This is a genomic window from Acinetobacter sp. YH12040 (assembly GCF_013420005.1).
GTDB lineage: Bacteria > Pseudomonadota > Gammaproteobacteria > Pseudomonadales > Moraxellaceae > Acinetobacter > Acinetobacter amyesii.
Window position 1 is genome coordinate 369,520 of sequence record NZ_VOZB01000001.1, and the last position, 26,166, is coordinate 395,685.

Sequence of the window (26,166 nt, forward strand, 5' to 3'; positions counted from 1 at the left end):
CTAGTGCTTTTCTGCTAAGTTTGGCATTATTCAATTCAAGTAATAATTGAATAATGATAAATGACTCAAATGCGTTGGCTTGAACTTCTTTCTACAGTTCGTATTGGTAGCAATAAACACAGTTCTGAACAGGCACGAAGCCCCTTCCACAAAGACTATGACCGCATTATATTTTCGCAAAGCTTTCGACAATTAAACCGCAAGACCCAAGTCCATCCCCTCACCCAACACGATGGTATTCATACTCGCCTGACTCACTCTTTAGAAGTGTCTTGTATTGGACGTTCATTGGGGATGCTGGCGGCTGAAAAAATTAAAGATGAACTCCCGATGTGGATTTCACCTGCCGATGTCGGTGCAATTATTCAAGCTGCGTGCTTGGCACACGATATTGGTAATCCACCTTTTGGCCATGCAGGCGAATATGCCATTCGAGAATGGTTTGATGACGCATCGCATACCAACTTTTTACAGGACTTAAGCCCTGAAGAAGAAGCCGATGTGCGTCAGTTTGAAGGTAATGCACAAGGCTTACGTTTACTGACTAAAATTGACTATCACCCGAATGATGGTGGTATGCGTTTAACCTATGCAACGTTGGGTGCATATTTAAAATACCCGTGGCTATCAAAAACCATTGCATCGCAAGGCAATAAACCTGCGAGTCAACGTGCAAAGTTTGGTTGTTATCAAGCAGAAAAAGAAATCTTGCAGCAAATTGCAGAACAATTGGGTTTAATTCAACTGGGCGAATATCACTATTGCCGTCATCCATTGACCTATTTGCTTGAAGCCGCAGATGACATTTGTTATGCCTTAATTGATCTTGAAGATGGCATTATCCTCAACATGTTGAACTATAAGGAAGTTGAGCCAATTTTCCTTGATTTGGTCGGTGACTATGGCATACCTGCCGAATTGGCGATGACCGATACCACTTGGCAGCAGAAAATTGCCGCTTTGCGTGGCCGTGTGATGAAGCGTTTGGTTGAAGAAGTAACTACAGCTTTTGCACGTCATCATAATGAAATTTTGTCTGGCCAACTTAAAGGCAGTTTATTGCAATATTGCAGTGAAGATATTGAAATCGGGATTAACCGTGCCAAAGAACTGGCTCGTGATAAAATCTTTGAACATCCGCATAAGGCAGGTTTGGAAATTATTGCACACCAAAGTTTGCAAAATATTTTGGATGCCTTTATTCCACTGACCACGCCCAATAAAACTTTGAGCTTTAAAGAGCAACGATTGATGTCTATTTTACATCGTTCAGGAGCACATTTTGGTATGTCGCATTATGACAATATTATGCAAGTACTCGATATCATCTCTAAGTTTTCAGACCATCAGGCTTATAACCTTGCACAAGAACTTCAAGGCAATAAAGTTGGTTTCTTTTAAAGCTGAAAAAATGTGAAGGCTAGTAATTCGCTGGCCTTCAAGCTAATCTCACAACAAATTGAAATTGAGCAAATAGCTCAGACTAAACTGAAATAAAGTGAATAAATGACATGATCGGATGTTTAATTGGTGAAGTGCTGGCATTGGAAGCACCAACAGTATTACTCAATGTAAATGGTGTGGGCTATGAGATTGACACCCCACTTTCAACATTTTGCCAACTACAGAAAGGTCAAAAAATCACCCTGTGGACACATTTGGCTGTTCGTGAAGATGCACAACTGCTGTATGGATTTAGCAATGCTCAAGAAAAACTGATCTTTCGCACACTATTAAAAGTCAACGGCGTAGGCCCTAAAATGGCACTGGGCATTTTGTCGACCTTAAACGTTGAAATGCTGATTCACACGGTTGAACATGAAGATGTAAACACTTTAGTCAAAGTTCCGGGTGTAGGTAAAAAAACCGCTGAACGCCTCATGATTGAGTTACGTGATCGCTTTAAAGCCATGGCTTCAGGCACTGCACCAACGAATTCAACTGTTGAACAAATTCAATTTACGGGCAACTCTGCCGTAGCCGAAGCTGAGGCGGCCTTACAATCATTAGGCTACAAACCAATTGAAGCACAAAAATTAGTGAATGCTGCCAAAGGTGACTTTACTGAAGCCAGCGACATTATCCGTGCTGCATTAAAGTCGATGAATAAATAATTTTTAGTTTCTAATGAGCACTGCATCCTTTGCCTTTTAGGGTTATAGACAGTATGTGAATCACGCAGGCGACAAGGATGTCGCCGTTAAACTGTGCTACAAGGACGTAGCATCAGTTTAACAAATGGGTTTTGTCACTTTTGCCCAGTCAAAAGTGAGAATCGCCTATACAATGGCATTTAAAGTTCAATCGCTTTTTGAGGCTGTGATTCTTCCACAACCATATAGAGATTAGTTAAATAATTATGCAAGACCGTCTTATCAGTGGTTCAGAAAAACCCGAAGACCACTTCGACCGCGCCATTCGCCCAACTTCCCTCGATGACTACATCGGGCAGCCTGTCGTCCGTGAACAAATGGAAATCTTTATTGGTGCTGCACGTGGCCGTGAAGAAGCACTCGATCACACCTTAATTTTTGGCCCACCGGGTTTAGGTAAAACCACACTGGCCAATATTATTGCCCGTGAAATGGGTGGTAACTTAAAATCGACATCAGGCCCTGTCCTTGAGCGTGCAGGCGATTTGGCTGCAATGCTAACCAACCTCGAAGAAGGTGATGTTTTATTTATTGATGAGATCCATCGTCTTTCACCGGTCATCGAGGAAATTCTCTATCCAGCGATGGAGGATTACCAACTCGACATCATGATTGGTGAAGGCCCTGCTGCCCGTTCGATCAAACTGGATTTACCACCCTTCACTCTTGTTGCAGCGACGACTCGTGCAGGCCTACTGACCTCTCCTTTACGTGACCGTTTTGGTATCGTACAACGCTTAGAGTTTTATTCTGTCAAAGACTTAACGCATATTGTGACTCGATCTGCAAACTTGATGGATGTACCCATGACTGCCGAAGGCGCACAGGAAGTTGCACGCCGTGCTCGTGGGACACCTCGTATTGCAAACCGTTTATTACGCCGAGTCCGTGATTATGCGCAAGTTAAAGGTACGGGTGAAGTAACCCAAGAGATGGCTCAACGTGCTTTGGACATGCTGAATGTCGATAAAGATGGTTTAGACACACTAGACCGTCGTTATTTATCAATGCTGCTTGAGCGTTTTGATGGTGGCCCTGCAGGTGTAGAAGCTCTAGCTGCTGCTATGGCAGAAGACTCAGGGACCCTAGAAGATGTGATCGAACCCTACCTCATTCAGCAAGGCTATGTCATGCGTACTGCACGTGGACGTATTGCCACCAATATGGCGTATTTACAGTTTGGGATGACACCACCAGAGCCGAAGGATAAGTAAACGATTATTCACTGAACAACTTTAGGGAGTTAAATGCTCCCTGCATGTTTATTTAAATTTTTAAAATAAATTCAAGCCACTACAAACAATAGACTGATATGATAAATCTTGAGAATAGAATAATTAACAAAATTAATAGCGAATACATTCAAAACCTACCATTAGACAGTGCCATTGAACACATTCCCAGAGAACAACCCATCAGTTCATTTAGCCCTAAACAAATGAGTGATTTTGAAAGCTTATTTCACGCCGAATACAATTATTTTATCACTGTCGAATGTGAAAAAATTCTCAGCAAAGAAACCATAGAAGTAAGTGAAGATAATATCTTAACTATTAAACAATCGCCTTCTGCATATCGTATAAAAAACCTGAGCTTCAACTATACTTCTGCCCTCATTTTTATTGGGACGTACTATCACGACGACGTACAAGTTTTGGTCAAGGAAAACTTTAAGCCAGCAAAAATTAATACTTTGTATTTCAGCTTCTCATTCTTTGCTTTAGCCATACTCGTTTATGTATTTTTCTGGATAGATCTACCTAATAAACTTTCACTTATGTTAGTTATTGGCCTTGGCTTTTGCTGCTTAACGTATATGTATGAATCTTTGAAGGCATTACTCCCCAAGCAACAGAAAAAGAAAATGGAAGAAACTCACTTTCATATTGCGGGATATTTAGCAGCTCATCTACAGGATTTTGTCGATGCAAAATTTAAATTAGATGAACAAACAAATTAAAAGTAGTCTCTTTTTTTAAACAATAATGACAACTACGAAAGTTAAAGATTTACGTGAGTTGAAACCTTGTGCCATTGGACTGATGACTCACGGTGCTAAACTGCCCGTCATTGAAGCACTTGACGAATCATTGAATTATCGCCATTTTTAAATGCTCTAATTCTTTGCTGAAGTGCAGACCAATATTTTTCAGATTTTATAAAGACGGAACACTCTCATGGCGAATAAATTCGAATTCAACATTCGTGTATATATTGAAGATACAGATGCAGGTGGCATTGTTTACCACGCAAATCATATTCGCTTTATGGAACGTACCCGCACAGAATGGCTACGCGCTTCAGGTGTAGACCATTATTGGCATCAAAAAGATTACAACTTTGTCGTTCATAAAATTAATGTGAAATATTCACGTCCTATATTAATGGATGACCTGATTACTGTTACAGCAAGTGTAGTTTCGTGTAAGGCTACGTCATTTGTGTTGCAACAAAATATTTATCGTGGTGATATTATGCTGGCATCAGGTGAGGTAGAATTGGCATGTATCAGTGCAGAGATGAAACCCCGTCGCCTTCCTGATGAAATACGTGAACTGATTCTGAAAGAATTGGAACAAGATTAAAAAAATTATTTGGCACATGTAGTAACTATGGCAACTCAACTAGAATCAACACTCAAAGTTTCAGACCTCATCTTACAAGCAAGTCCTGTCGTACAACTGGTAATGCTCCTGCTGCTCTTAGCTTCGTTATTCAGTTGGTATCTGATTGCCAAGTTACACATGAGTTATAAAAAAGCGCAGGCTGACGATGAACATTTCCAAAAAATCTTTTGGTCTGGTGCCGAACTCAACACTTTATACAACAATGCTCAACTCAACTCGAAACGTGTTGGCCTTGAAGATGTTTTCTATCAAGGTTTAGGCGAGTTTTTCAAACTTAAAAAACGTAATGCCAGCGCAGAACAATCAATTGAAGGTACAGAACGTATTCTTCGTGTGGGTTTAAGCCGTGACCAAGGACATTTAGAAAATGGTTTAGGCGCGCTTGCGAGTATTGGCTCGGTTGCACCCTATGTCGGTTTATTCGGTACCGTTTGGGGCATTATGAATGCCTTTATTGGTTTGGCAGATGTTGACCAAGTCACCCTTGCTACGGTTGCTCCTGGTATTGCAGAAGCATTGATTGCAACGGCCATTGGTCTTTTTGCGGCAATCCCTGCTGTACTTGCATTTAACCATTTTACAGCCAAAGGTGAAGCCGTTTATAACGATCGTGCGCTTTTTGCCGAAGAAATGGTTGCGTTATTACAACGCCAGTCTGTAGGTTCAACTCAGGACAATGACTAATGGCTATTCAACGTTCTGGACGCTTTGAGCGCATCAAAAAACCATTAAAAAGTGACATGAACGTCGTGCCTTATATTGATGTCATGTTAGTTCTTTTGGTGATTTTCATGGTCACTGCACCTATGATCACCACAGGTGTCAAAGTCGACTTACCACAGGCGAATGGCACGCCTATGCAAGCGGAAGATCGCCCTGCGATTGTTACACTTGAGGCGGATGGGACGATCAAACTCGAAGATAAAAATCATCAAAATGATGTACTCACACTCGATGAACTAAAATCTGTTTTAACGGCCTCGCAAAATGAAGCCAACGAACAGAAAAAGCAAATGAGTGTCCTGATTAACGGCAGTGAATCTCGTCCTTATGGTGAAGTCATGAAACTCATGTCTGCCCTTCAAGATGCAGGTTTAACACAAGTAGGTTTACTGACTGAGCCATTAAAATAATTTATGAAAGATTTCAACAAGCCGCCTTTTAAACAAAAAGCCGTTGCGATTGGTTTCACACTAGGTGTTCATATCGTCGCTGTGGTTGGCTTACTTTATCTTGGCATGAGTAAACCACCTGAGCCCCCTAAAAAAATAACCACTGTTTTGGTAAAACCGGAAGATTTAAAACCTGTAACACGTGAAGTCACTGAGTTTGATGAAACCGCACATGAAAATGTAGCTGAACAAATCACGCAAACAGCAGAACCTAGCGTTGAACCAGCACCCGAGATTCCAACGGCTGCACCACCTAAACCAGCAGAACCACCTAAGGCAGATCCACAGATTGCTGCTCAACAGGCACTCGCTGCGGCAAAAGCACAGCAGCTTGCTGAACAAAAAGCTGCGGACAATGCAAAGCGTGCTCAAGAACAAGCTAAAGCGGCTGAAGCTGCAAAACTAAAAGCACAACAAGAAGCCAAAGCGGATGCGGCTAAGGCAAAAGCAGATGCTACGGCGAAAGCCAATGCTGAAGCAGCAAAACGTAAAGCAGATGCTGATGCCAAAGCCAAGGCTGAAAAAATCCGTGCCGATGCTTTAAGAAAAGCAGAAGCTGACAAAGCCAAAGCTGCGGCAGCAGCCAAGGCAAACGCTGATGCCAAATCGAAAGCTAATGCTGAAGCTGCAAAGCGTAAAGCAGATGCTGATGCTGATGCCAAAGCTAAAGCCAATGCAGAAGCTGCAAAACGTAAAGCTGATGCTGATGCGAAAGCCAAGGCCAATGCAGAAGCTGCAAAACGTAAAGCAGACGCCGATGCAAAAGCTAAAGTCAATGCGGAAGCTGCAAAACGTAAAGCAGATGCTGATGCCAAAGCTAAGGCCAATGCGGAAGCTGCAAAACGTAAAGCAGATGCCGATGCAAAAGCCAAGGCAGATGCAAAGGCTAAAGCCGATGCCGAAGCACGCGAACGTGCAGCCGAAGAAGCCAAAGCTTCATCAGCTAAAAAAGCAGCTGAAGAAGCCGCACAGAAAAAGGCTGAAGCGAAGAAGATTGCATCTACTGCAAAGAAAGATTTTGAAAATAAAATCCGTCGTGCATGGGACACACCTTCTGACTCTGCGGGTAAATCGGCAACTGCTCGCGTTACCCTTACGGAAAGTGGTTCAGTTCGGTCAGTGATTGTGAACTCTAGTGATCCTGATATGAAAGCCAGTATTGAGGCTGCTGTTCGAGCTGCTGCACCATACCCAATGCCGAGTGACCCAGATGCAAAACGTGAAGCTCAAAGTTTTACGTCCACCTTCAAGTCATCACGTTAATTTTTAAATCCCTGCAAACCTTGTGGGGATTTTTCATTTACTTATATACTGAATTATATAACATGAAAACATTATTATTTTCGACACTAAGACTCCTAGGCTCTCAATCATTCGCCGAAAATCGTTCAATTTACATCCCTTCTTCGACCATGCCTGACCATATTCCACCTGAACAATTTAATGCTTTGCTGATGGATCATGCTAAAACAACTCAACTTGAGAAATCAGTACAGGACGTAAAAACGCCTCTTAAAACCATTTCACATGCTCTAAATGAAGAAGATGCAAAGAAAAAAGCGGAAGCCAAGAAAATCGCTTCAACCGCTAAACGTGATTTTGAACATAAAATCAAACGTGCTTGGGATACACCACCTGGCTCTAGCGGTAAAACGGCCATTGCTCGCGTGATTTTATCTGAAACAGGTGCTGTCCAAGCAGTCATCGTAAGCTCCAGTGATCCTGATATGAAAGCCAGTATTGAGGCTGCAGTTCGTGCTGCTGCACCATATCCGATGCCTAGCGACCCAGATGCTAGACGTGAAGCACAAAGTTTTACCTCTACATTTAGATCTTCAAATTAAGTTTGATAAATCCTTGCATTGATTGCGGGGATTTTTTTGTGGTTAAGCAATGAATCACCCCATACCCATTTTTTCTTATCTTCAATAGATCAAGTTTCATCGCTGGTATGATGTTTATTTTTAAGCTTCTACATCCATCCCCCCAGTTCCCCCCTTTCCTAAAATGAATACTCAATCGATTGTACCTGTGTGTTTCAATACTTGAGCTTTTATAAAGCTCTAGCCCCGACTAATTGATCCATTCTTGTCTTCGTTCTATATAACGCCGTGTATGTGGGACTCAGCAACATCAAGTATTACTAAAATTTTCTAAACACTTGATTCAAAAATAGAATCTTATAACTAAAGAATTATCATTTTCATTCCAAAATGTGATGTTGTGTTCATGATTTTTAAGCTAGACTTGACGAAACTCGGATAAAATCTCTGCATTTTTCACAGTGTTATAACAGTTCAGTCATATTTTCATGCTTTTAATATCCCAAAATCATGCCATTATGTGACACAACCAAATACAGACAATAACTCACATTTTTAGAGTAATTAGCGAATGATGGAAATGACGCGTAAACATCTTCTTTGCTTAGCCGTATTCACTGCTTTGAGCCCAGTTTTAGTGACTCAAACGCATGCGCAGCTTCACCTCGAAATCACTAAAGCTCCTGAAGAAGCACCTAAAATTGCGATCGTGCCTTTTAGTAATGACTCAAATATTTATCCAGTGGTTGAAAATGACTTGAACCGCTCAGGTAAATTTACCAGTGCCTCTAAAAACTTACCTGCAACTGCAACAATAAATTCACCTAATGCAGAAGCATGGAAAGCTGCGGGCGTACCCTATGTCGTGACAGGCACATCAAAAACAACGGCTGATGGCTCTTATGAAATTCACTACCAACTGTATGATGTTGAAAAAAAACAATACCTGTTAAATGAACTACTCACTGTACCTGCTTCACGTTATCGTCAAGCAGCGCATATGATCAGTGATGCAATCTATCAAGCTTTAACTGGCATTCCAGGTGACTTCAGCGGCCGTATTGCCTATGTATTGCGTAATGCAGCAACACCAGATCAGCGCTATACCCTACAAATTGCAGATACGGATGGTGAACAACCCCGTACCATTTTGACTTCACGTGATCCAATCTTGTCCCCTGCATGGACGCCTGATGCGAAAAAGCTAGCCTATGTTTCATTTGAAACCAAACGCCCTGCGATTTACATCCAAGATTTAGCAAGTGGTAACCGTGAAAAAGTAGCAAGTTTCCGTGGCCTGAATGGTGCACCAAGCTTCTCACCTGATGGTAAATCAATGTTATTTACCGCATCGATGCATGGCAATCCTGAAATCTATCAAATGGATTTACAGACTCGCCAATTAAAACGCATGACCAATGACACAGCGATTGATACAGAAGCACGTTATGCACCTGACGGTAAATCATTTATTTTTACCTCTGACCGTGGTGGCTCTCCACAAATTTACACCTACAACTTAAGTGCTGAAAGTGTCAAACGTTTAACTTTCCGTGGCGCTTTCAATGCACGTGGTACGTTAAGTGCGGACGGTAAAAAATTAGCTTTGGTACATCGTCCTAGCGGTAGTAACTATAAAGTTGCGGTTCAAGACATTGGTTCTGGTGTAACCAATATTTTAACGCCAACTAGTTTAGATGAATCCCCAAGCTTCTCACCAAATGGTCAAATGGTCGTGTATGCAACACGTGAAGCAAACCGTGGTTTGCTCTCGATCATGTCTTTAGATGGTCGTTTCCGCATGAACTTACCAAGTGAACAAGGTGAAGTTCGTGAACCAGCTTGGGCACCGAAATAAACACTGCATGATTTTTTCAACAATAACTTTTTAATGAAACATCATAAATAACCGTCATGGAGATCAATATGAAAGCGATGAAACTGATTGCATTACCTGTTTTAGCTACAGCATTAGTAATGACTGGTTGTGCCAGCCGTAAACCTGCAGCAGACGTACAAGCAGGACAAAACCCAAATAGCTCAACCACTGTAAACACTTCTGGTTTAAGTGAAGATGCAGCACTCAATGCACAAAACCTAGCCGGTGCATCATCGAAAGGTGTAACTGAAGCGAATAAAGCATTTTTAGCGAAGCGCGTAGTACACTTTGACTACGATAGTACCGAGCTTAGCAATGAAGATTTACAAACCCTTCAAGCTCATGCACAGTTCCTTGTTGCTAATGCAAACTCACGCGTGGCTTTAACAGGTCACACCGATGAACGTGGTACTCGTGAATACAACATGGCGCTTGGTGAGCGTCGTGCCAAAGCTGTTGAAAGCTTCCTGATTACAACAGGTGTAAGCCCTAACCAGCTTGAAGCAGTCAGCTATGGTAAAGAAATGCCAATCAATGCGGGTCATGATGAAAATGCATGGAAAGAAAACCGCCGTGTAGAAATTAACTACGAAGCTGTTCCTCCACTACTTAAATAAGACTTGAATAAGTCTGAGCTAAAAAAAGCACTCATTGATGAGTGCTTTTTTTATTTATATCGTTTCATTTGCATCGTTCTGTGCTTTTACTAATTTTAGCCCTTTAACTCAGGATAAATTCAGTTAGCAACTTTAGAACTTTAAGAAAATATCCAATGAAAATGCAAGTGAACGACTTTAAAAACGAGATCCTTAGCTTTACCAACTAGAAAATTAGCTTAACAATCCAAATCATTACGCTTCTGCTTCTGGATGTTCAGCATTTTCTTTTTCTGTTTGCATCGACTCAATGAGGTCATGTTTATTGAACTTTTTATACTCTGCTTTTGCTTCGTAACTGCTCCATGCAGCTTTAACAGTATCCGCAGAAATATCGTCTAAATTCAATCCCTCAGTTGCAGTCGGAGTCGCATCAAATTTTTGTGTGGTCATTGTTGTGCTCCCTGTCTTTCGATTTATACATTAGGTTCAACATAGCATGTTATTCAGGACTTGCAAGGGTAAAATCACGACAAATAGTCTAGTTTAATTTTTCTTTTCCTTCGTTCTCATCTAAAATGTTGCACAATCACATTTTTATCATTTTTGATAAATTAATATTTGGAGTTTTCCGGTTATGTCAAATCTCACCCTTTCCCAATTTCTACAACAACAAAGTGGTAATCTTACTCCTGCATTAGCACAAGTTATTGAAACAATTGGTAATACATGCAAAGACATTGACCTTCTATTACAAAAAGGTGCTTTGGCTGGTGTATTGGGTAGCGCGCAACACGAAAACGTTCAAGGTGAAGAACAAAAGAAACTTGATGTCATTTCAAATGATTACCTCATCGATGCATTGAAAGTTCATCCACATGTCGGTGGTTTGGCTTCTGAAGAATTAGATGAATTCACTCCAGCTCAAGAAAATGGCGATTATCTTGTCTTGTTTGACCCATTAGATGGTTCAAGCAACATCGATATCAATATGTGTGTAGGCACAATTTTCTCAATTCTTCCTGCAAAAAATGCGGTAACGCAAGCTGAAGATTTCATGCAAGCGGGTGTTAACCAAGCGGCTGCAGGTTATGTACTGTATGGCCCATCAACAATGATGGCTCTAACTGTCGGTGCTGGCGTAGTCTTCTTTACTTTTGATCCAGAAAGCAAAGAATTCTTATTAACTAAAGATGCGATTGCGGTTGCAGCAGACACTAAAGAATATGCAATTAATGCATCGAACCAACGTCACTGGGAAGAGCCTGTAAAACGTTATATCGACGAACTTCTTGCAGGTAAAACTGGCCCGCGTGAAAAAGACTTCAATATGCGTTGGGTTGCATGCATGGTGGGTGATATTCATCGTATTCTTTGCCGTAGCGGTATATTCATGTATCCATACGATTTCAAAGATCCGAAAAAAGCAGGCCGTCTACGTTTAATGTACGAAGCAAACCCAATGAGTATGTTGATGGAACAAGCTGGCGGTGCTTCTACAACAGGCCGTGTCCGCATTCTAGACATCCAACCAACAGAACTTCATCAACGTGTTCCTGTGATTATTGGTTCTAAAAACGAAGTTGACCTAGTTACGTCATACCATAATTAATTTCTTATAACGAAAGTTAGTATTTTTGCTGACTTTCGTGGATATCTCCCTCATGGCTCTGATTTATCTCGAATCAAAAGACAACCCGAAAATTAAGCATCTCCGTGGCTTAATTGAACAAAATGCCTACCGTAAAAAACAAGGTCAAACTGTTTTGGAAGGCACACACTTGGTGTTGTCATGGTTAGACTCAAAACGTCCAATCAAATCGATTTTCACCACTGAACAAGCAATTAACCATGCCGATTTCGACCGCATTGCGGAACAATATCAAGGTGCGGTGTTTATTCTAAGTGAATCTTTATACAAAGATATCAGTACACTTGGAACATCTATTGCTTGCTTAGCGATTGTGGATTTACCAAGTTCAAGTGAAGCGCTTAACTTCAGTGAAGACACCTTAATTTTAGACAACATTCAAGACCCAGGAAATGTAGGCACCCTACTCCGTTCTGCTGCCGCTGCAGGTATTGAGCAAGTCGTTTGTACCAAAGGCTCTGCATCGCTCTGGTCACCGCGTGTATTACGCGCAGGTATGGGCGCACATTTTTCATTAAATACCTTTGAAAATATTGCCCTTGAAGATATTTTGACGAAATTCAAAATTCCAGTGTATGCAACAAGCTCACATCAGTCTGAAAACCTATATAGCAAAAATTTACGCAAACAATGTGTGTGGATTTTAGGCAATGAAGGTCAAGGTGTTTCTGAGTATGCATTACAACATGCAGAAGCCGTTGCGATTCCTCAACCGGGTGGTCAAGAATCGTTAAACGTAGCCATTGCTGGCTCGATCTGTTTTTTTGAAATGGTACGTCAGCGTCAGTAAAATCGTTATTTTATTGTATTTAGCGCTTAAGCCTGAAAAAAATAGACTACACTAGAAAAAATAATAATTCTTTTTGTCAACCTAACCATTATTTCCATCGTTATTTGTATATGAATATGGAAATAATGGTGGGTATCCGATGACAGGATTTTCCATCTCTATGGATTTAGCACCCAAAAAGTCCGAGACGCAAGACAGCAGTGTTTTAAAAAGCACGGCTGAGTCTCGCCTGAAAAACTTCATGAATGAAGTGACGGGGCGTGCTTTAGTAATGATGGAAAGTGCAACGCACGGTCAACATGGCATTGCCATGGACTTGGTGCAAGAAGCCTTTATTTCCTTACATAAAGCTTATGCTGAAAAGTCCACAGAGGAATGGTATCCCCTGTTTTACACCATTTTAAATAACAAGCTGCAAGACTGGCGTCGAAAAGAAGCACGTCGTTCGCAGCCGTTTTCCTTATTTAGAAAAGTCAGCCTAGATGACGACGATGTCGAGATACAGGATGTGGTAGATGAATCTACACCAAACCCTTTCGACTTTCTGGATCAGGCTGTCACTGCAGAGGAAATACAAGATGCTATCGCAGAACTTCCAGTTCGCCAGCAACAAGCATTTATGTTGCGAGCTTGGGAAGGCTTTGATACGCATACAACTGCAGAAATTATGAATTGTTCCGAAGGCAGTGTGAAAACACATTACCACCGTGCCATTCAGGGTTTACGTACCGCTTTGGCACATTTGAATCCACATATGGGAGGATCATCCGAATGAAACAAGATGATTTCTTAAAGCAAGTAACTTCCAAACTTGATGGACTCGCACAGCACCATAAAGACAAAGCAACTGTCATGAATAACGTGCTTGAAGATATTCATCAGCGCGAAACTTCACGTTATGGTTTCTGGAAAATGTCTGGCTTTGCACTTGCAGCAGCAATTGCAGGTTTCGTCATTTTACCGAATGCGACTGTACTGGATGACAAACCACAAAATCAGGTGATTTCAACCCCTAAGCTCTCCCCTCAAATGGTGGAGGATCTTGAAATGTTGATGGTTCTGGGTGAGGACAAAGTTCCACATGGCAGCTAAAAAATTAGCAATTGCATTCTGTGCTTTTAGTTTTTTGCAAACCAGTTTTGCTGGCTTTGATCGCTTTTGGATTTTTTCAAAAGATGCTGATACTCAAGTTAATGAAACTTGGGATTCGCTATCTGAAGCAGAACAACAGGCTTTAATTAAAAAGTATCAGGCACTCAAAGAGATTCCTGCAGATCAACGTGTCAGCTTGCAACAGCGCATGGATTGGTTCACCCAACTTCCGGACAGTGAAAAGCAGCGTATGCGCGAAACATGGCAAAAAATGAGTACTTTAGAACGTAAAGAACTCGCGACACGTATGCAAAAAGCTAGTCCTGATGAACGACCTGCTATTCGCGATGAGTATATCAATAAATACTTACAACCTATCGCTGTCGTTCACTAATCAAAAACAACAGTGTTGTGAAAATCAAATCAATTAGATTAGTTAAGCCTTAAAAAAAGCCTCTTATCGAGGCTTTTTTATTGTCTTACTTGCTCAACCGACGCTGACGATACACACCTAACCCAATCAATGCCAACAGTCCAAAAACTCCCATTGAGCCACCGCCGCTAGAAGAAGAGTTGGTATTTTTCGCTGTATTCTTAAGGGTCAGAATTGCATTACTTGAGGCAATACCATCACTATCAATAACGCTATATTCAACAGGATAGTCAAACTGACTAAAGCCATTTTTTACAGAGAAGGTGATTTTGCCACCGTAGCAGGTTTCCTTTAAATAACTTGCTGGACAGCTACCACTATACTCAGCTTCAAAGTTTAAACCTGCTGGGATTTTCGTAAAACGAATTGGAATAATTTGGCCTTCTTCATTTTTATGCCATACCGATTTACCCGCTGGCATAGATGCAACTGGACCATCACCATCATCATTAGCATTTTCTAATAAATTATTGACTGTAACAGACAAATTATTTGACGGACTAATCGTATATTGGGCAGCTTTGGCCACTGGGGTCATATTTTTAAAGGCCACACGTACTACACCAGAGGATTCCGCCTGACTCCCTGTCTTTTGTTTTAGCGTATATTTACAAAAACCGTATTCGGTAGGTGCTGTTGTTGCCCCACTGGTGCGATAAATAACGATTTGTTTTATTCCCGCATCCCAATCACAGTGCAGGTCATGCGGTGGATTACCTACGATACTTGCTTCGCCTGTACTAGACACCGTAATTTCACTACCGATGCCGATTGGTGAAGTCGTCACGGTATAGTTGTCAGCATTTAAGGCAATTTGTCGTGTTTCAGCACTACCATTCACAGACTCTTCTTGAGGTAATGATGCCGGGAACGGATCAAAATAAACCGCACGATATTTAAGGTTATTTTTTAATGCACTTAATACCGCTTCGTACTTTGTTAAATCATCCTGATTGGCAACTTTGTATTCTGCATAATCAGGATCATCGATATCCTTTTTCAAAGCATCAATTGTATTTTGATACTTATCTTGCAGAGCTGTTAAAGACTCATTGGTAATATCTGCCATATCTGCTGCGGTTAAATTCATTAACTCAACCGAACCAATATCACATGTGTTTCTTTGCGTAGGTGATAACTGTAAAGTACCATCTGTGATCCGCAAAATACCCCGTTGATCCGCATCACTACAACCTTCTAAGCCAAGATTGATCAAGTCAAAACCGCTGCCGATTGCTTTCGGATAATACAAAGGTAAATACAAATTATAAGCAGATTTTGTTTGTAGGGCGCTTAACAAAGTCCCCATAGCATAGCTACTTACATCATGGTTTTGCAGAAAGCTTTCCGTACTATTCAGCACACTTTCTGGTAAATCACACTGTGCGGCTGCAAGTTCAAATGCATTATTACTTGCCACAAATTTTTGACCATTATCAGGTACTGCATTATTCAGATAACGACAAGATTTCCCACCAGTATTGTAGGCCAATACATTGAAATACCAAGCCTTTGTACCATTGTTATCATAATAATAGGTACTAGCCGCATTGTTCTCGACTATTGTATTACTGGTTAAAACGAAGCTAGAAAAAGCACTTAAACGTTCCGTTCCCTGAGAAATGGCACGGATAATACTACCCGTACTTAGATTTGCTTGGTTTTTTGCAATCGTATTTGCTGTCAGTTCAACTTTGGCATTTCCACAGAAGTCCATCACACTATTGCTCGTCGATGAACCATTTTGAATAATACTGCTTTGTTGGAACACAATTTCAGGCTGGGTATCCCCCAAGTTCCCGATACAATCCATAGCGACAACACTACCTTTAGGTGCGATGTTGCCCTGAACTAAACTGCTCACCAATAATGTTTTTTTCGACATATTATGCGCAACGGAGTAGATTGCACCGCCAGCAACTTTGGCTTGAGAGTTTTCAATTGCACCATTATTTAAGGTAAATGCTCCCCCTAAATACAAGGCACCACCACGGTCTTCTGCCATCCCGCCAGTAAGGCGTACATTATTGACGATAAAGTTGGCTTCTGAGCGTGAAGTATTAAAAATACGCGATTTGCCTTGGGCATTAATCGTCGTTCTAATATCTTCATAGGCAGGAAATTTCTGCGTCAGTAAATTTTTTGAATCATAGTTAAAGCGACTTTTCCCCTCAATCACGATCTGATTGAGCGGAACTAACTCACCTTTGGTCAGAAGATATTCACCTGCTTCAAGTTGAATATAATCGGTCTGCCCATTATTTGGGTTACCGACATTACATCCACCAAAAGATTTGTTTTTACGTGCAGTTTCAATCGCTTCACGTAAAGAACATTGATTGAGATTTTCACCATTTTCATCCTCAAAGGTCGTAACTTTGATGATGTTACTTGTCGCTGCCATAGATGACATAGCCGCAAGGACCATGACCGCCAGCAATCCTTTTTTATAATTTTTCATGTGCTGTCCTTAATTCTATCCAGACTATTTTTTAAAGCGACGAAATCCAACTAAGCCAAGTAGTGCAAAAATACCTGCCCAGCCTAGAGCACCACCTGATGTTTTAACTGTTTTACTTTCCATTTCATTGTTTGGTTCTTGGAAAATACGCACTTCTGCAGCTAAATAATTTTTTGCCGAAGTATTAAAACGGGTTGAAGACGTCACCACACGCAATTCAAAAATATCTGCGCCATGCCAATTTCCATTTGGCGTGTATTCAAAATCACCATTCAAATTCAGTGTAAATTTACCTTTTGATTCGGTGCTTTGTACAACTATTGGACAACCATCTTGCCATGGCTCACCTGTTGGATTTGCCATACCCATCACTTTTGTACATTCTTCTTTTGGAATTAAATCACTGTCACCTAAAGCATCTAAGATATTAAACTTCGCCACTTCACCTGTACGTATGTCTTTACCTAAGCGAGGCATGCTCACAGGAACCACAATTTCGATAGCCCCACGATCACACCAAACATCATCCAAATTACGATTTTTTCCACGCTGATCAGAAGACTCACAATACACATGATGCTCATTGCCATCTGCTGTGGTCTTCCCCTTATTTAATATCGGGCTTGAGAAAATCGTTTCGTAATCTAATAAAATACGAGGACGTAAATAACCAATAAATGCGTTGTTTGCTTTGGTAAATGGACAGAAAAGTGCATTACGATCTTCTGTTAAGGTTTTACAGCTACCTTCATCTTCACCCGCGATTAAACTTGTCCCAGACCACACATCATTTAAATTTGCAACAGGCCCAACAGGACAACTCGCAGCCACTAAGTTGTTATAAAAAACAGATTTGTCTGTTCCTGAGTTCACAACTTTACAATCTTGAGCGGTGCCACTGAGCGCATTACCAATCACCACACTATTGGCTAAATAAGCATGCTCAGAGGTACTATTTAGTTCAATACCACCACTGTTCTTCAGTACTGTAATATTATTGAGTGCTAAACCATCACGTAAGTTGACAGCAAAACCTTTGTTTTTGAAAAAGGTACTATTGGCAATGATATTTTGAGGGTTACTGAACACTAACTTGCTGATGTCCGCGAGTCCATTTTGATTGTAAACAATCGCTCGACCAGAAGTGCTTTCATTATTTTTGAACAAAGATGTATAGATTTCATAAGCAGGTGCTTCTGAGTAAATTGCACCACCATCTACCGCTTTGTTGTTTTGAAAAATCGTGGTTCGCATATACAGACGGCTTGCTACAGCTGCGCCATCTTCTGAGAATCCAACATTGTAGATTGCACCACCAAGTCGTGCATTACCATCTTCAAACTTTACATTTTCAAGTGTGAGTTTTTCATTATTAAAAAGGATGCCGCCTTTATCAGCGCACTGATCTTGCTTACATCCTTTAAATGAAATCTCTTTAAAATTGATCGCAATTAGTTCTTTTTCGCCGTCATTAATATTAAAAATTTGATCCTTACCGGTCATTTCAATGACGGCATTATTGAGACCGAGTACGACATCTTCATTGACGTTACTGTCATACACCGTTTTCAGGTTCAATTCCGCTTTAATATCAATTTTTTTAGTGAGTTTATAAACTTCATTTTTCTTCAGAGAAATTGAGGCATAGGCGTCTTTCCCCCCGCAACCATTATATCCGGCTTCTGGCATACCATTATTGATATATTCTATGGCTTCACGAAGTGAACATTCCTTGTCATCCTTTACAACATCTTCAGTGGTTGTAACGGTAATTTCTGCGCTAAATGCATGACCTGCCATGAGAAGCATGCCAATGCCTATGCTCTGTTTGAGCATATCCATCTCCTTAAATATTTTTTATCTTTTTATTCTTAAGTTGCACAATCCTTGCAACATTAAAATATTTTTATGTACTTTGTCACAGCTTGAGTAATTACTCAAGAATTTTTATTGCTTACCGATATTCATCAATTAGGGCAAAAATTTGTCTTAAATTGGCATGACTCAATTTGACTTTTTCACCTTTTAACATCTGAATCAGTTGTTCTAAAGAGCGAAGTAAAATAGACGCCTGATGCGGCCCATGTGCCAACAAATAATCCACAATTTGTTGATCCATATGGATGCCACGTCGCGCTAAAACAGAGTTCACGAGCGCTTGACGGTCTGCGTATAAACTACCATTTGGTACTTTTACACTGACAGCCTGAGTTAATCGAGACTGTAGGTCTGGCAGTTCAAGTTTGAGTTCAATTGGCGCTAGTCGAGATGAAAAGACCAATTGACCACCTTCTTCGTTATTATAGTTAATCAGGTGAAAAACAGCTTTTTGCCAATGTGGAACTCCACTGATGGCTTCAATATCATCTAAAGCCACCAAATCATAGCGATCAAGCGAAGTAATCGCTTCAGTTGGCGCATCGAGCAATTCAAGCAATGAAACTTGAATTGCTGATTTGCCAATTTCTAAATAGGAGTCACATATTGCAGACAGTAAATGGCTTTTTCCTGTGCCAGCTCCACCATAGATATAGAAACGATTCATTAAACCAGCATGTAACTGACGAACACCATCGATTACATGCCCCCAACTCGGCCCAGAAAAATCACTAATTCGGGCATCGAGTTGTGGTTCTATATCTAGCTGCAATTGACGCATATCTATATTTTGGCCTTATCAATCTTTATGTTCTGATCTTTCAATGTTACTCGAAATTTCAGGATCTTGCAGCGAATTTGCAGACTGATTTTTGAGCTCAATATCAACAGCAACTTGATTGGTTTCTACGTTTAAAGTGCCACTTGCAGCATCATTTACGACAAGTACATCATTTCGATATAAATTACTTTTCTCGTAATTTTCGCGTGCATGACGTAATAAGACCACAATAATCGCTGCAACGGGTAGTGCAATGAGCATTCCGAGGAGTCCTGCCAATTGCGCGCCTGCAAGGACTGCAAATACCACTGCCACAGGAGACAAACCAATTTTGTCGCCTAATAAGAAAGGCTGTAAAATATAACCTTCTATTGCCTGCCCTACCATGAATACCACCAGTACTAAGGCCAAATGCACCCAATCCAAACCGAATTGGAACAGGCAAGCCACAATTGCCGAAATAATACCAACCGCAAAACCCAAATACGGAATAATACTGGCTAGACCCGCAATCATCCCGATGATGATGCCGACCTCAATACCCACCAATTGAAGTCCAACCGCATATACAACGCCCAATAAGAACATTACCAAGAACTGGCCTTTTACAAACGCGCCTAGAACTTCATGACATTCGCCTACGATGGTTAATGTGCTTTTTTCGTATTTGCGTGGAATAAGGCGACGCATGTTTTCTAACATTCGTTCCCAATCTAATAAGAAATAGAAAGCTATGATTGGAATTAAGACAATCGTGCCACCAATCTGTATGAAATTCAGACCCGATTGTGCCACTTTTAACAACATGGCTTGGATACTGTCTGCACTATAGTTGGTTTGAATATACTCCATGATCGCTGCTGACATTTGCTCTGTATCAATTTCCATCGGTACAAGATTAAATGTCTCTGATAACCACGGCAGAAATGTATAGTTGACCCAATGAATATTGCTTGGAATATTGTTTTTCGCATACATCAACTGTTCCCATACCAGTGGTACGAGGAACCACATTGAAAGGAATATAGCGACACCAATTCCAATAAAGACCAAACTGATAGATAACCAGCGCGGCAAGCCAATATTATGTAATTTATCGACTAAAGGGCTAAATAAATATGCAATTAGAAATGCGCCGATAAAAGGAACAACTACAGGCTTTAATAAGTATAAAACCCATATGATCAATGCTATCCCAGCAAGAATAAATATTCGGCGCAAGGTGCGATCACCCATATAAAGTCACCTTTTTTCAATGTAATCGTTATAGAAAGGAAAATATTTTAATAAAGATAACATTTTAGTGCGAAATAGCATAAGAGTTTTGCATATTCAGGTTATAATCCCCGCGCGAATGCGGAGACTTCATTATGAGCAACTCAACTTCTACCCCAAACACTGGTTTAAGCTACAAAGATGCAGGTGTCGACATTGAAGCGGGCGACGCGTTAGTCGATCGTATCAAATCTGTCGCGAAACGTACTGCACGTCCTGAAGTAATGGGCGGCCTAGGCGGCTTCGGCGCTCTTTGTAAAATTCCTAAAGGTTATGAAGAACCTGTTCTCGTATCTGGCACAGATGGTGTTGGTACAAAATTGCGTTTAGCATTGAATTTGAACCGTCATGACACAATTGGTCAAGACTTGGTTGCAATGTGCGTAAACGATCTTCTTGTATGTGGTGCTGAACCACTGTTCTTCCTTGACTACTATGCAACTGGCCACCTCAACGTTGACGTTGCAGCAAATGTTGTGACTGGTATCGGTGCGGGTTGTGAACTTGCAGGCTGTGCATTGGTTGGCGGTGAAACTGCTGAAATGCCAGGTATGTATGAAGGCGAAGACTATGACCTTGCAGGTTTCTGCGTAGGTGTAGTTGAGCAAAGTAAAATTATTGATGGCTCTAAAGTTAAAGCGGGTGACGTTTTAGTTGGTGTTGCATCTTCTGGCGCACACTCAAACGGTTACTCACTTCTTCGTAAAATTTTAGATGTGAAAAACGTTGACCTTACTCAAATCGTTGATGGTCGTCCACTTGCAGATACAGCAATGGAACCAACACGTATTTATGTAAAACCAATTCTTCAGTTATTGAAAGAAGTGGATGTACACGCTATGGCGCACATCACAGGCGGCGGTTTACCGGGTAACTTACCTCGCGTACTGCCAAATGGTGCTCAAGCGGTAGTCAATGAAGCATCTTGGGAATGGCCAGAATTATTCAAACTACTTCAAAAAGAAGGTGGTGTTGAACAATTTGAAATGTACCGCACATTTAACTGTGGCGTAGGTATGGTTCTCGTGGTTGATGCAGCCGATGCTGACAAAACTGTTGAATTACTCAATAGCCTTGGCGAAAAAGCATTCACAATGGGTCACATTGCAGATAATGCTGAATCTGTTGAAGGCGCTGACGAAAAAATCCGTGTAGTTTTCGCATAAGCAACGTTCATGATTAAAATTGCTGTACTTGTTTCAGGCAGCGGATCTAACCTGCAAGCCCTGATCGATGCCAATCTATCAGGTCAAATCGTTGGGGTAATTTCCAATAGACCTGACGCTTTTGCACTGCAACGTGCAAGAAAAGCAAAGATTGCAACTGCAGTCATTGAACATAAGCAATATCCAAGTCGTGAAGCTTTTGATGATGTGATGCATCAACAACTGCTCGACTGGGATGTTGATTTGGTCATTTTGGCAGGCTTTATGCGCATTTTAAGCGCAAAATTTGTCAAAGCATGGGAAGGAAAAATGATTAACATCCACCCTTCTCTGCTGCCAAATTATAAAGGAATGCATACTCATCAACGTGTTTTAAACACCGGTGATGTCTTCCATGGCTGTACAGTTCACTATGTGACTGCAGAGCTGGATGCTGGTCAAGCGCTTGCTCAAGGCGTGCTTAAAGTCAATGTGCATGATCATGCTGAAAGTCTGGCAGATCGGGTTCACGTGCTTGAGCATGTGATTTACCCTCAAGTGGCAGAATGGATTTGTAATGGCACCATTCAACACACTGAAAACGGTGTTTTATATCGTGGCGAGCCTTTGCAACAACCTGTTCAATTCTGTAAGTTCTAAGCAACTGTATAACTTAACAATCAACGCATCTTAGGGTGCGTTTTGTTTTTTAAGGGCCAAATAAAACTCTATTTATTACTAAAATCTAAAATCTAAAATCTAAAATCTAAAATCTAAAATCCATTTTTGCAGAATGTTCAACTTTATGATCAATATGTAGTTTTTAGTTAAATTAAAGCTTTTAGCATCATTAAAATAATAAGCTTATATTGCAATTAGAAAACCTTATAAATCTAGAAATATTACATCCTTCAAACAAAAGTGGAGAAAATCACATGTTAAAATCCATCACACTGGCGACTTGTGCATGTATAACACTGGGTATGATTGGTTGTGCTACGACATCAAATCCAGCTACTGATCGTAATTTAGATAAATTACAAAACAAAAATTGGGTTGCGAGTGAAATTCAAGGCGTTAAGCTTGAAGCTGACCCTAACAATTCGAACGTACCCACCATCACTTTCGACGACACTCGTGTAAGTGGTTCAGATGGTTGTAATCGATTCATGGGCGGTTACGCTGTGCAAAACACAAAAATCCAATTTTCAAACCTTGCTACAACACAAAGAGCGTGTTTGACTGCGACAAATATTCCTCAACATTTTTCGCAGGCATTGAGCCAAGTTACTCATTTTGATGCCTCTAAAGATCATTTGAAATTTTTAGATGCCAACAACAAAGTTGTTTTACAATTTGAAAATGCGAAATAAATCTCAAAGTAGAAAGTAGAATGTTTCATTTATAAAAAAAGCACTCTATAGAGTGCTTTTTTTTGTGTTGTCTTTTTTAAGGTTCAATGATGACGCTTAGACGATTTAAGTAAATCTTTGATCAATTCCACAGTTTCTACAGGATGTTCTAAGGGGAACATATGACTCCCCGCAGCAACTTTAAATGGAATCGCAAATTTTTTCTCTACCATTTGTGGAAAGTGCCGAGCTAAAAATGGTCCCTGCTCTGCAATTAACTGCTGTACAGGTACTTGTGGTTGAGCATGAGGTAACCACCACAGTGAAGGATTAGTTCGAAAAATATGAACCTCATCATCACGTGAAATCGTCAATTCCACCCCACCACGCAGTTTATTGTCCATCAAGGCATGATCAATATAAGCTTGATAACAGTCTGGATCGAAATCTTTGTAAAAACCTTTCGGCCTTAAAAGCTCTGCTGCTTGTTCACGGCTGTCCCAATGATCACGACGACGCTTCGACAATCCTGCTGGGGACATTTTATCGAGGACTTTAAGTTTGAGGAGTTTTGCGATGTGCAAAGCAAAAGACTCTTTCCCCATGATCATAGGCGGATCAATCATTAACACTTGTTCAAACAATTCTGGGCGTTGTAAAGCAGCCTGAAATGTTAAAACCGAACCTAATGAGTGACCTAATCCAATAACCTTACGACCATTGGCCTGACGTACAATACTGTCAATGACTTGCTGTGTTAAGCTCTTCCAATGGTTATCGATTGGGTAACGCTTATCTGGCCCAAGTAAAGGTACATAGATCACATCATATTCATCACTCAGTAAATCAAACAATTTTTGATAAACCCGTGATGGCACGCCATTGGCGTGCGCAAAATGAATTAACGGTTTCATTGTAACTTCGTGCTGTTTTCAGATTGAACCTGTTGTGACAATGCGCTTGCCAAACCTTGACCAAACGAACTTCCCATACGACCTAGTACAGAATCAAACGGACTATTTTCAATGGTGTAGTTCACGGCTTTTTCAGTTTTCAATTCACGTTTCAGGCTATTTAAACTACCTGTACGGTCAGCAATACCTAGCTTCACAGCCTGATCACCCGTCCAAAATAAACCTGAGAAAATAGCTGGATCATTTGATTTTAATTTCTTACCGCGACCTTCCTTCACTGCATTAATGAAATGCGCATGAACATTATCAAGTACACCTTGAACATGTGCTTTTTGTGCTGCATCTACAGGTTGAGTCATGGATAAAATGGCTTTGTTCTCACCCGAAGTCATGGTGCGATCTTCTACACCGAATTTTTGCATCAAACCACTAACACCATAATTCGGCATGATCACGCCAATTGAACCCACTAAACTTGAAGGATTGACAATAATTTCATCTGCCGCAGACGCAATATAGTACGCACCTGAAGCGCCTGTATCACCAATAATGGCATACAGTTTTTTATCGGTATGGGCTTTTTTCAAGTACTGAATTTCTTGCCAAATTTCATCAGACTGAACAGGTGAACCACCTGGTGAATTAATATTTAAAACAATCGCTTTGCTTTGTTTGTTTTCATAGGCTTTTTTCAAAGCTTTGATGGTATTTGCGCTGTTTACACTTTGCTTGTCCGCTGCAATGGTCCCAATGATATCAACCACGGCAATATGTGAACCCGCTGTTGCTGCAGGATCAGAACTCGCTGTACTGCAACTTTTTGCCATCGCAATGATAATAAATAACAAATAAGCAAAGGTTAAAAATTTAAAAAATATACCCCATCTACGTGCTCTACGTTGTTCTTCAACGGAAGAAAGCACGGCTTTTTCTAATATTTTCCATTCATTTCCAGTTGGCTGCTGAATATTGTTTGAAGAACTTTGCTGTTTTTCTTCAGGTTTTGGTGGCCATTCGGACATAAAAAAACCCATTTGATCGTTAATTTGTAGTCATTATATACACGCTAATCGCTATAACTGTCTAATCAATTCATTTTCCCCTATAATTATTTTAAATTTTCTTTCATTTCTTTCAGACTTAAATAAGATGACCGACCAAAATTCACAGGACACCACATATCACCTGTTAAAATTTATCAGCCGTCAACCTATTCAAATTTCAAGATTAATTGCAAAAGGTTTGGCTGGGTTAGTCAATGTTTTAAAAATCTCTAAAACCTACTCTACGATTCAACGCAATCTCAAAATTGCATTGCCTGAATTATCAGAGTCAGCTCGCATTCAACTCACTAAACAAGCGATTCGAAACGAACTTTGTTCTTATTTTGAATTTTTTAACATTTGGGGTGCAAGTACAGAAAAAAATATTCAACGAATTCATCACGTACATGGCGCTGAATATTTACATGAAGCGCTCGCCCTACAAAAAGGCGTTGTACTCGTAGTACCACATTTTGGTACTTGGGAAATCATGAATGCATGGGTTGCGCAGTACACTCAAATGACCATCATGTACAAGCCGGTAAAAAGTGAATCTGCCAACAATTTTGTCCGTGCTGCTCGAAGCCGTGAGCAAGCAATATTGGTTCCTACGGATGAATCAGGTGTACGTCAAATTTTCAAAGCCTTAAAACAAGGTGGGACGACTGTAATCTTGCCAGACCATACCCCCAATGCCGGCGGCGAAATGATTCCATACTTTGGTATTCCACTAAAAACCAGCAACTTAAGTGCAAAACTAATTCAAAAAACCAAAGCACGTGCGCTCTTACTATATGCCATTCGTAACGATAATCATGGTTTTGATATGCATATCGAACCTATCGATGACAATATTTATCAAGGTAATGCAGATGATGGCTCGATGGTTATCTTTAAAGCAGTGGAAGATTTAATCCATCGTTACCCAGAGCATTATCACTGGAGCTATAAACGCTTTAAAGCCAATCCAAAATTGAGAAATCTATACAATATTAGTGATGAAGAAGCCGCTCAACGAATCCACGATATTCGTGAGGAATATCAACAGCAGCAAACAATGACAGTGGCTGAATAACATCTTCACGCCTTGCCCTTGAGCGA

At 40.6% G+C, this 26,166-nt stretch carries 27 protein-coding genes and 1 pseudogene; 21 read left to right on the plus strand and 7 right to left on the minus strand.

Going from position 1 to position 26,166, the window contains the following annotated elements:
* Nucleotides 1–60: 60 nt before the first annotated feature.
* The 12 genes and pseudogenes from FTT99_RS01755 (at nucleotide 61) to pal (ending at nucleotide 10,271) form a co-directional block, all read left to right on the plus strand.
* A complete protein-coding gene (locus tag FTT99_RS01755; RefSeq protein ID WP_180129311.1) occupies nucleotides 61–1,401 on the plus strand; it encodes a deoxyguanosinetriphosphate triphosphohydrolase in 1,341 nt (446 codons plus the stop codon).
* Between the two features lie 110 nt (nucleotides 1,402–1,511).
* Nucleotides 1,512–2,114 carry a Holliday junction branch migration protein RuvA gene (gene ruvA, locus FTT99_RS01760; protein WP_180129309.1) on the plus strand — a complete coding sequence of 201 codons (603 nt, stop codon included), beginning with the start codon at nucleotides 1,512–1,514 and terminating at the stop codon, nucleotides 2,112–2,114.
* A 245-nt stretch (nucleotides 2,115–2,359) separates the two neighbouring features.
* Complete coding sequence (gene ruvB, locus FTT99_RS01765) at nucleotides 2,360–3,367, plus strand: Holliday junction branch migration DNA helicase RuvB (RefSeq protein ID WP_168378058.1); 1,008 nt, start codon at nucleotides 2,360–2,362, stop codon at nucleotides 3,365–3,367.
* A gap of 98 nt (nucleotides 3,368–3,465) precedes the next feature.
* Nucleotides 3,466–4,113, plus strand: coding sequence for a hypothetical protein (locus tag FTT99_RS01770; RefSeq protein WP_180129308.1), 648 nt, complete (start codon nucleotides 3,466–3,468; stop codon nucleotides 4,111–4,113).
* Nucleotides 4,114–4,138: 25 nt separating this feature from the next.
* Nucleotides 4,139–4,264: a hypothetical protein gene (locus FTT99_RS16425; protein WP_257223222.1), complete on the plus strand. Its 126-nt coding sequence runs from the start codon at nucleotides 4,139–4,141 to the stop codon at nucleotides 4,262–4,264.
* A 66-nt stretch (nucleotides 4,265–4,330) separates the two neighbouring features.
* Nucleotides 4,331–4,738, plus strand: a complete 408-nt coding sequence (gene ybgC / locus FTT99_RS01775; protein ID WP_078190367.1) for a tol-pal system-associated acyl-CoA thioesterase — start codon at nucleotides 4,331–4,333, stop codon at nucleotides 4,736–4,738.
* A 27-nt stretch (nucleotides 4,739–4,765) separates the two neighbouring features.
* Nucleotides 4,766–5,464, plus strand: coding sequence for a protein TolQ (tolQ, locus tag FTT99_RS01780; RefSeq protein WP_078192037.1), 699 nt, complete (start codon nucleotides 4,766–4,768; stop codon nucleotides 5,462–5,464).
* Complete coding sequence (gene tolR, locus FTT99_RS01785; protein ID WP_078190369.1) at nucleotides 5,464–5,913, plus strand: protein TolR; 450 nt, start codon at nucleotides 5,464–5,466, stop codon at nucleotides 5,911–5,913. Before tolQ ends, tolR begins: the two co-directional genes overlap by 1 nt.
* A gap of 3 nt (nucleotides 5,914–5,916) precedes the next feature.
* Nucleotides 5,917–7,215 (plus strand): cell envelope integrity protein TolA, encoded by a 1,299-nt coding sequence (gene tolA / locus FTT99_RS01790; protein WP_180129307.1) that lies wholly within the window; start codon nucleotides 5,917–5,919, stop codon nucleotides 7,213–7,215.
* 275 nt (nucleotides 7,216–7,490) lie between these two features.
* A pseudogene (locus FTT99_RS01795) lies at nucleotides 7,491–7,796 on the plus strand (cell envelope integrity protein TolA); the annotation flags it as partial.
* Nucleotides 7,797–8,349: 553 nt separating this feature from the next.
* On the plus strand, nucleotides 8,350–9,633 hold the full coding sequence (gene tolB, locus FTT99_RS01800; protein WP_171319182.1) for a Tol-Pal system beta propeller repeat protein TolB: 1,284 nt from the start codon (nucleotides 8,350–8,352) through the stop codon (nucleotides 9,631–9,633).
* A gap of 68 nt (nucleotides 9,634–9,701) precedes the next feature.
* A complete protein-coding gene (pal, locus tag FTT99_RS01805; RefSeq protein ID WP_180034379.1) occupies nucleotides 9,702–10,271 on the plus strand; it encodes a peptidoglycan-associated lipoprotein Pal in 570 nt (189 codons plus the stop codon).
* 234 nt (nucleotides 10,272–10,505) lie between these two features.
* Here pal and FTT99_RS01810 read toward each other — a convergent pair whose 3' ends face one another.
* Entirely contained in the window at nucleotides 10,506–10,703 is a 198-nt protein-coding gene (locus tag FTT99_RS01810) for an NF038105 family protein (RefSeq protein WP_078190373.1), read from the minus strand.
* 184 nt (nucleotides 10,704–10,887) lie between these two features.
* On the opposite strand from FTT99_RS01810, the gene FTT99_RS01815 reads away from it, so the two are divergent.
* From FTT99_RS01815 to FTT99_RS01835, 5 genes are all read left to right on the plus strand, one after another.
* Nucleotides 10,888–11,862: a class 1 fructose-bisphosphatase gene (locus FTT99_RS01815; RefSeq protein WP_078192041.1), complete on the plus strand. Its 975-nt coding sequence runs from the start codon at nucleotides 10,888–10,890 to the stop codon at nucleotides 11,860–11,862.
* 52 nt (nucleotides 11,863–11,914) lie between these two features.
* The gene (locus FTT99_RS01820) at nucleotides 11,915–12,691 is read left to right on the plus strand and encodes an RNA methyltransferase (RefSeq protein WP_078192042.1); all 777 of its coding nucleotides are present in this window, start codon (nucleotides 11,915–11,917) and stop codon (nucleotides 12,689–12,691) included.
* A 160-nt stretch (nucleotides 12,692–12,851) separates the two neighbouring features.
* Nucleotides 12,852–13,466, plus strand: a complete 615-nt coding sequence (locus FTT99_RS01825; protein WP_111883945.1) for an RNA polymerase sigma factor — start codon at nucleotides 12,852–12,854, stop codon at nucleotides 13,464–13,466.
* Nucleotides 13,463–13,783 carry a hypothetical protein gene (locus FTT99_RS01830; protein ID WP_078190377.1) on the plus strand — a complete coding sequence of 107 codons (321 nt, stop codon included), beginning with the start codon at nucleotides 13,463–13,465 and terminating at the stop codon, nucleotides 13,781–13,783. The genes FTT99_RS01825 and FTT99_RS01830 overlap by 4 nt, the downstream gene beginning before the upstream one ends.
* Nucleotides 13,773–14,177, plus strand: a complete 405-nt coding sequence (locus tag FTT99_RS01835; RefSeq protein ID WP_078190378.1) for a DUF3106 domain-containing protein — start codon at nucleotides 13,773–13,775, stop codon at nucleotides 14,175–14,177. Before FTT99_RS01830 ends, FTT99_RS01835 begins: the two co-directional genes overlap by 11 nt.
* An 85-nt stretch (nucleotides 14,178–14,262) precedes the next feature.
* Here FTT99_RS01835 and FTT99_RS01840 read toward each other — a convergent pair whose 3' ends face one another.
* From FTT99_RS01840 to cxpE, 4 genes are all read right to left on the minus strand, one after another.
* The gene (locus tag FTT99_RS01840; RefSeq protein WP_180129417.1) at nucleotides 14,263–16,677 is read right to left on the minus strand and encodes a CSLREA domain-containing protein; all 2,415 of its coding nucleotides are present in this window, start codon (nucleotides 16,675–16,677) and stop codon (nucleotides 14,263–14,265) included.
* Nucleotides 16,678–16,701: 24 nt separating this feature from the next.
* Nucleotides 16,702–18,513, minus strand: a complete 1,812-nt coding sequence (rbtA, locus tag FTT99_RS01845) for a rhombotarget A (RefSeq protein ID WP_180129305.1) — start codon at nucleotides 18,511–18,513, stop codon at nucleotides 16,702–16,704.
* 118 nt (nucleotides 18,514–18,631) lie between these two features.
* Nucleotides 18,632–19,336 (minus strand): DnaA regulatory inactivator Hda, encoded by a 705-nt coding sequence (gene hda / locus FTT99_RS01850; protein ID WP_078190380.1) that lies wholly within the window; start codon nucleotides 19,334–19,336, stop codon nucleotides 18,632–18,634.
* Between the two features lie 18 nt (nucleotides 19,337–19,354).
* Nucleotides 19,355–20,572: a chloramphenicol efflux transporter CxpE gene (gene cxpE, locus FTT99_RS01855; RefSeq protein ID WP_180021921.1), complete on the minus strand. Its 1,218-nt coding sequence runs from the start codon at nucleotides 20,570–20,572 to the stop codon at nucleotides 19,355–19,357.
* A 134-nt stretch (nucleotides 20,573–20,706) separates the two neighbouring features.
* Here cxpE and purM point away from each other — a divergent pair, with 134 nt between their 5' ends.
* The 3 genes from purM to FTT99_RS01870 all read left to right on the plus strand — a co-directional run bounded on the left by purM (nucleotide 20,707) and on the right by FTT99_RS01870 (nucleotide 23,129).
* A complete protein-coding gene (purM, locus tag FTT99_RS01860) occupies nucleotides 20,707–21,777 on the plus strand; it encodes a phosphoribosylformylglycinamidine cyclo-ligase (RefSeq protein ID WP_078190382.1) in 1,071 nt (356 codons plus the stop codon).
* A 9-nt stretch (nucleotides 21,778–21,786) separates the two neighbouring features.
* Nucleotides 21,787–22,416 (plus strand): phosphoribosylglycinamide formyltransferase, encoded by a 630-nt coding sequence (gene purN, locus FTT99_RS01865; protein ID WP_111883942.1) that lies wholly within the window; start codon nucleotides 21,787–21,789, stop codon nucleotides 22,414–22,416.
* A 275-nt stretch (nucleotides 22,417–22,691) separates the two neighbouring features.
* Complete coding sequence (locus FTT99_RS01870; RefSeq protein ID WP_180161181.1) at nucleotides 22,692–23,129, plus strand: META domain-containing protein; 438 nt, start codon at nucleotides 22,692–22,694, stop codon at nucleotides 23,127–23,129.
* Nucleotides 23,130–23,212: 83 nt separating this feature from the next.
* Here FTT99_RS01870 and FTT99_RS01875 read toward each other — a convergent pair whose 3' ends face one another.
* On the minus strand, nucleotides 23,213–24,022 hold the full coding sequence (locus FTT99_RS01875) for an alpha/beta fold hydrolase (RefSeq protein WP_180161183.1): 810 nt from the start codon (nucleotides 24,020–24,022) through the stop codon (nucleotides 23,213–23,215).
* Nucleotides 24,019–25,044, minus strand: a complete 1,026-nt coding sequence (gene sppA / locus FTT99_RS01880; RefSeq protein ID WP_180129302.1) for a signal peptide peptidase SppA — start codon at nucleotides 25,042–25,044, stop codon at nucleotides 24,019–24,021. The genes FTT99_RS01875 and sppA overlap by 4 nt, the downstream gene beginning before the upstream one ends.
* A 127-nt stretch (nucleotides 25,045–25,171) precedes the next feature.
* Between sppA and FTT99_RS01885 the strand changes: the two genes are divergently transcribed.
* Nucleotides 25,172–26,140 carry a lysophospholipid acyltransferase family protein gene (locus FTT99_RS01885; protein WP_180114969.1) on the plus strand — a complete coding sequence of 323 codons (969 nt, stop codon included), beginning with the start codon at nucleotides 25,172–25,174 and terminating at the stop codon, nucleotides 26,138–26,140.
* Nucleotides 26,141–26,166 lie beyond the last annotated feature (26 nt).

Coding starts and splice junctions, on each gene's coding strand:
- pal (WP_180034379.1), top strand. CDS start 9,702: ATGAAAGCGATGAAACTGATTGCATTACCTGTTTTAGCTACAGCATTA.
- FTT99_RS01870 (WP_180161181.1), top strand. CDS start 22,692: ATGTTAAAATCCATCACACTGGCGACTTGTGCATGTATAACACTGGGT.
- tolA (WP_180129307.1), top strand. CDS start 5,917: ATGAAAGATTTCAACAAGCCGCCTTTTAAACAAAAAGCCGTTGCGATT.
- FTT99_RS01755 (WP_180129311.1), top strand. CDS start 61: ATGACTCAAATGCGTTGGCTTGAACTTCTTTCTACAGTTCGTATTGGT.
- FTT99_RS01820 (WP_078192042.1), top strand. CDS start 11,915: ATGGCTCTGATTTATCTCGAATCAAAAGACAACCCGAAAATTAAGCAT.
- FTT99_RS01830 (WP_078190377.1), top strand. CDS start 13,463: ATGAAACAAGATGATTTCTTAAAGCAAGTAACTTCCAAACTTGATGGA.
- FTT99_RS01810 (WP_078190373.1), bottom strand. CDS start 10,703: ATGACCACACAAAAATTTGATGCGACTCCGACTGCAACTGAGGGATTG.
- hda (WP_078190380.1), bottom strand. CDS start 19,336: ATGCGTCAATTGCAGCTAGATATAGAACCACAACTCGATGCCCGAATT.
- cxpE (WP_180021921.1), bottom strand. CDS start 20,572: ATGGGTGATCGCACCTTGCGCCGAATATTTATTCTTGCTGGGATAGCA.
- tolR (WP_078190369.1), top strand. CDS start 5,464: ATGGCTATTCAACGTTCTGGACGCTTTGAGCGCATCAAAAAACCATTA.
- purM (WP_078190382.1), top strand. CDS start 20,707: ATGAGCAACTCAACTTCTACCCCAAACACTGGTTTAAGCTACAAAGAT.
- tolQ (WP_078192037.1), top strand. CDS start 4,766: ATGGCAACTCAACTAGAATCAACACTCAAAGTTTCAGACCTCATCTTA.
- rbtA (WP_180129305.1), bottom strand. CDS start 18,513: ATGCTCAAACAGAGCATAGGCATTGGCATGCTTCTCATGGCAGGTCAT.
- FTT99_RS16425 (WP_257223222.1), top strand. CDS start 4,139: ATGACAACTACGAAAGTTAAAGATTTACGTGAGTTGAAACCTTGTGCC.
- FTT99_RS01835 (WP_078190378.1), top strand. CDS start 13,773: ATGGCAGCTAAAAAATTAGCAATTGCATTCTGTGCTTTTAGTTTTTTG.
- tolB (WP_171319182.1), top strand. CDS start 8,350: ATGGAAATGACGCGTAAACATCTTCTTTGCTTAGCCGTATTCACTGCT.
- FTT99_RS01815 (WP_078192041.1), top strand. CDS start 10,888: ATGTCAAATCTCACCCTTTCCCAATTTCTACAACAACAAAGTGGTAAT.
- FTT99_RS01770 (WP_180129308.1), top strand. CDS start 3,466: ATGATAAATCTTGAGAATAGAATAATTAACAAAATTAATAGCGAATAC.
- FTT99_RS01875 (WP_180161183.1), bottom strand. CDS start 24,022: ATGAAACCGTTAATTCATTTTGCGCACGCCAATGGCGTGCCATCACGG.
- FTT99_RS01825 (WP_111883945.1), top strand. CDS start 12,852: ATGGATTTAGCACCCAAAAAGTCCGAGACGCAAGACAGCAGTGTTTTA.
- sppA (WP_180129302.1), bottom strand. CDS start 25,044: ATGTCCGAATGGCCACCAAAACCTGAAGAAAAACAGCAAAGTTCTTCA.
- FTT99_RS01885 (WP_180114969.1), top strand. CDS start 25,172: ATGACCGACCAAAATTCACAGGACACCACATATCACCTGTTAAAATTT.
- ruvA (WP_180129309.1), top strand. CDS start 1,512: ATGATCGGATGTTTAATTGGTGAAGTGCTGGCATTGGAAGCACCAACA.
- ruvB (WP_168378058.1), top strand. CDS start 2,360: ATGCAAGACCGTCTTATCAGTGGTTCAGAAAAACCCGAAGACCACTTC.
- purN (WP_111883942.1), top strand. CDS start 21,787: ATGATTAAAATTGCTGTACTTGTTTCAGGCAGCGGATCTAACCTGCAA.
- FTT99_RS01840 (WP_180129417.1), bottom strand. CDS start 16,677: ATGAAAAATTATAAAAAAGGATTGCTGGCGGTCATGGTCCTTGCGGCT.
- ybgC (WP_078190367.1), top strand. CDS start 4,331: ATGGCGAATAAATTCGAATTCAACATTCGTGTATATATTGAAGATACA.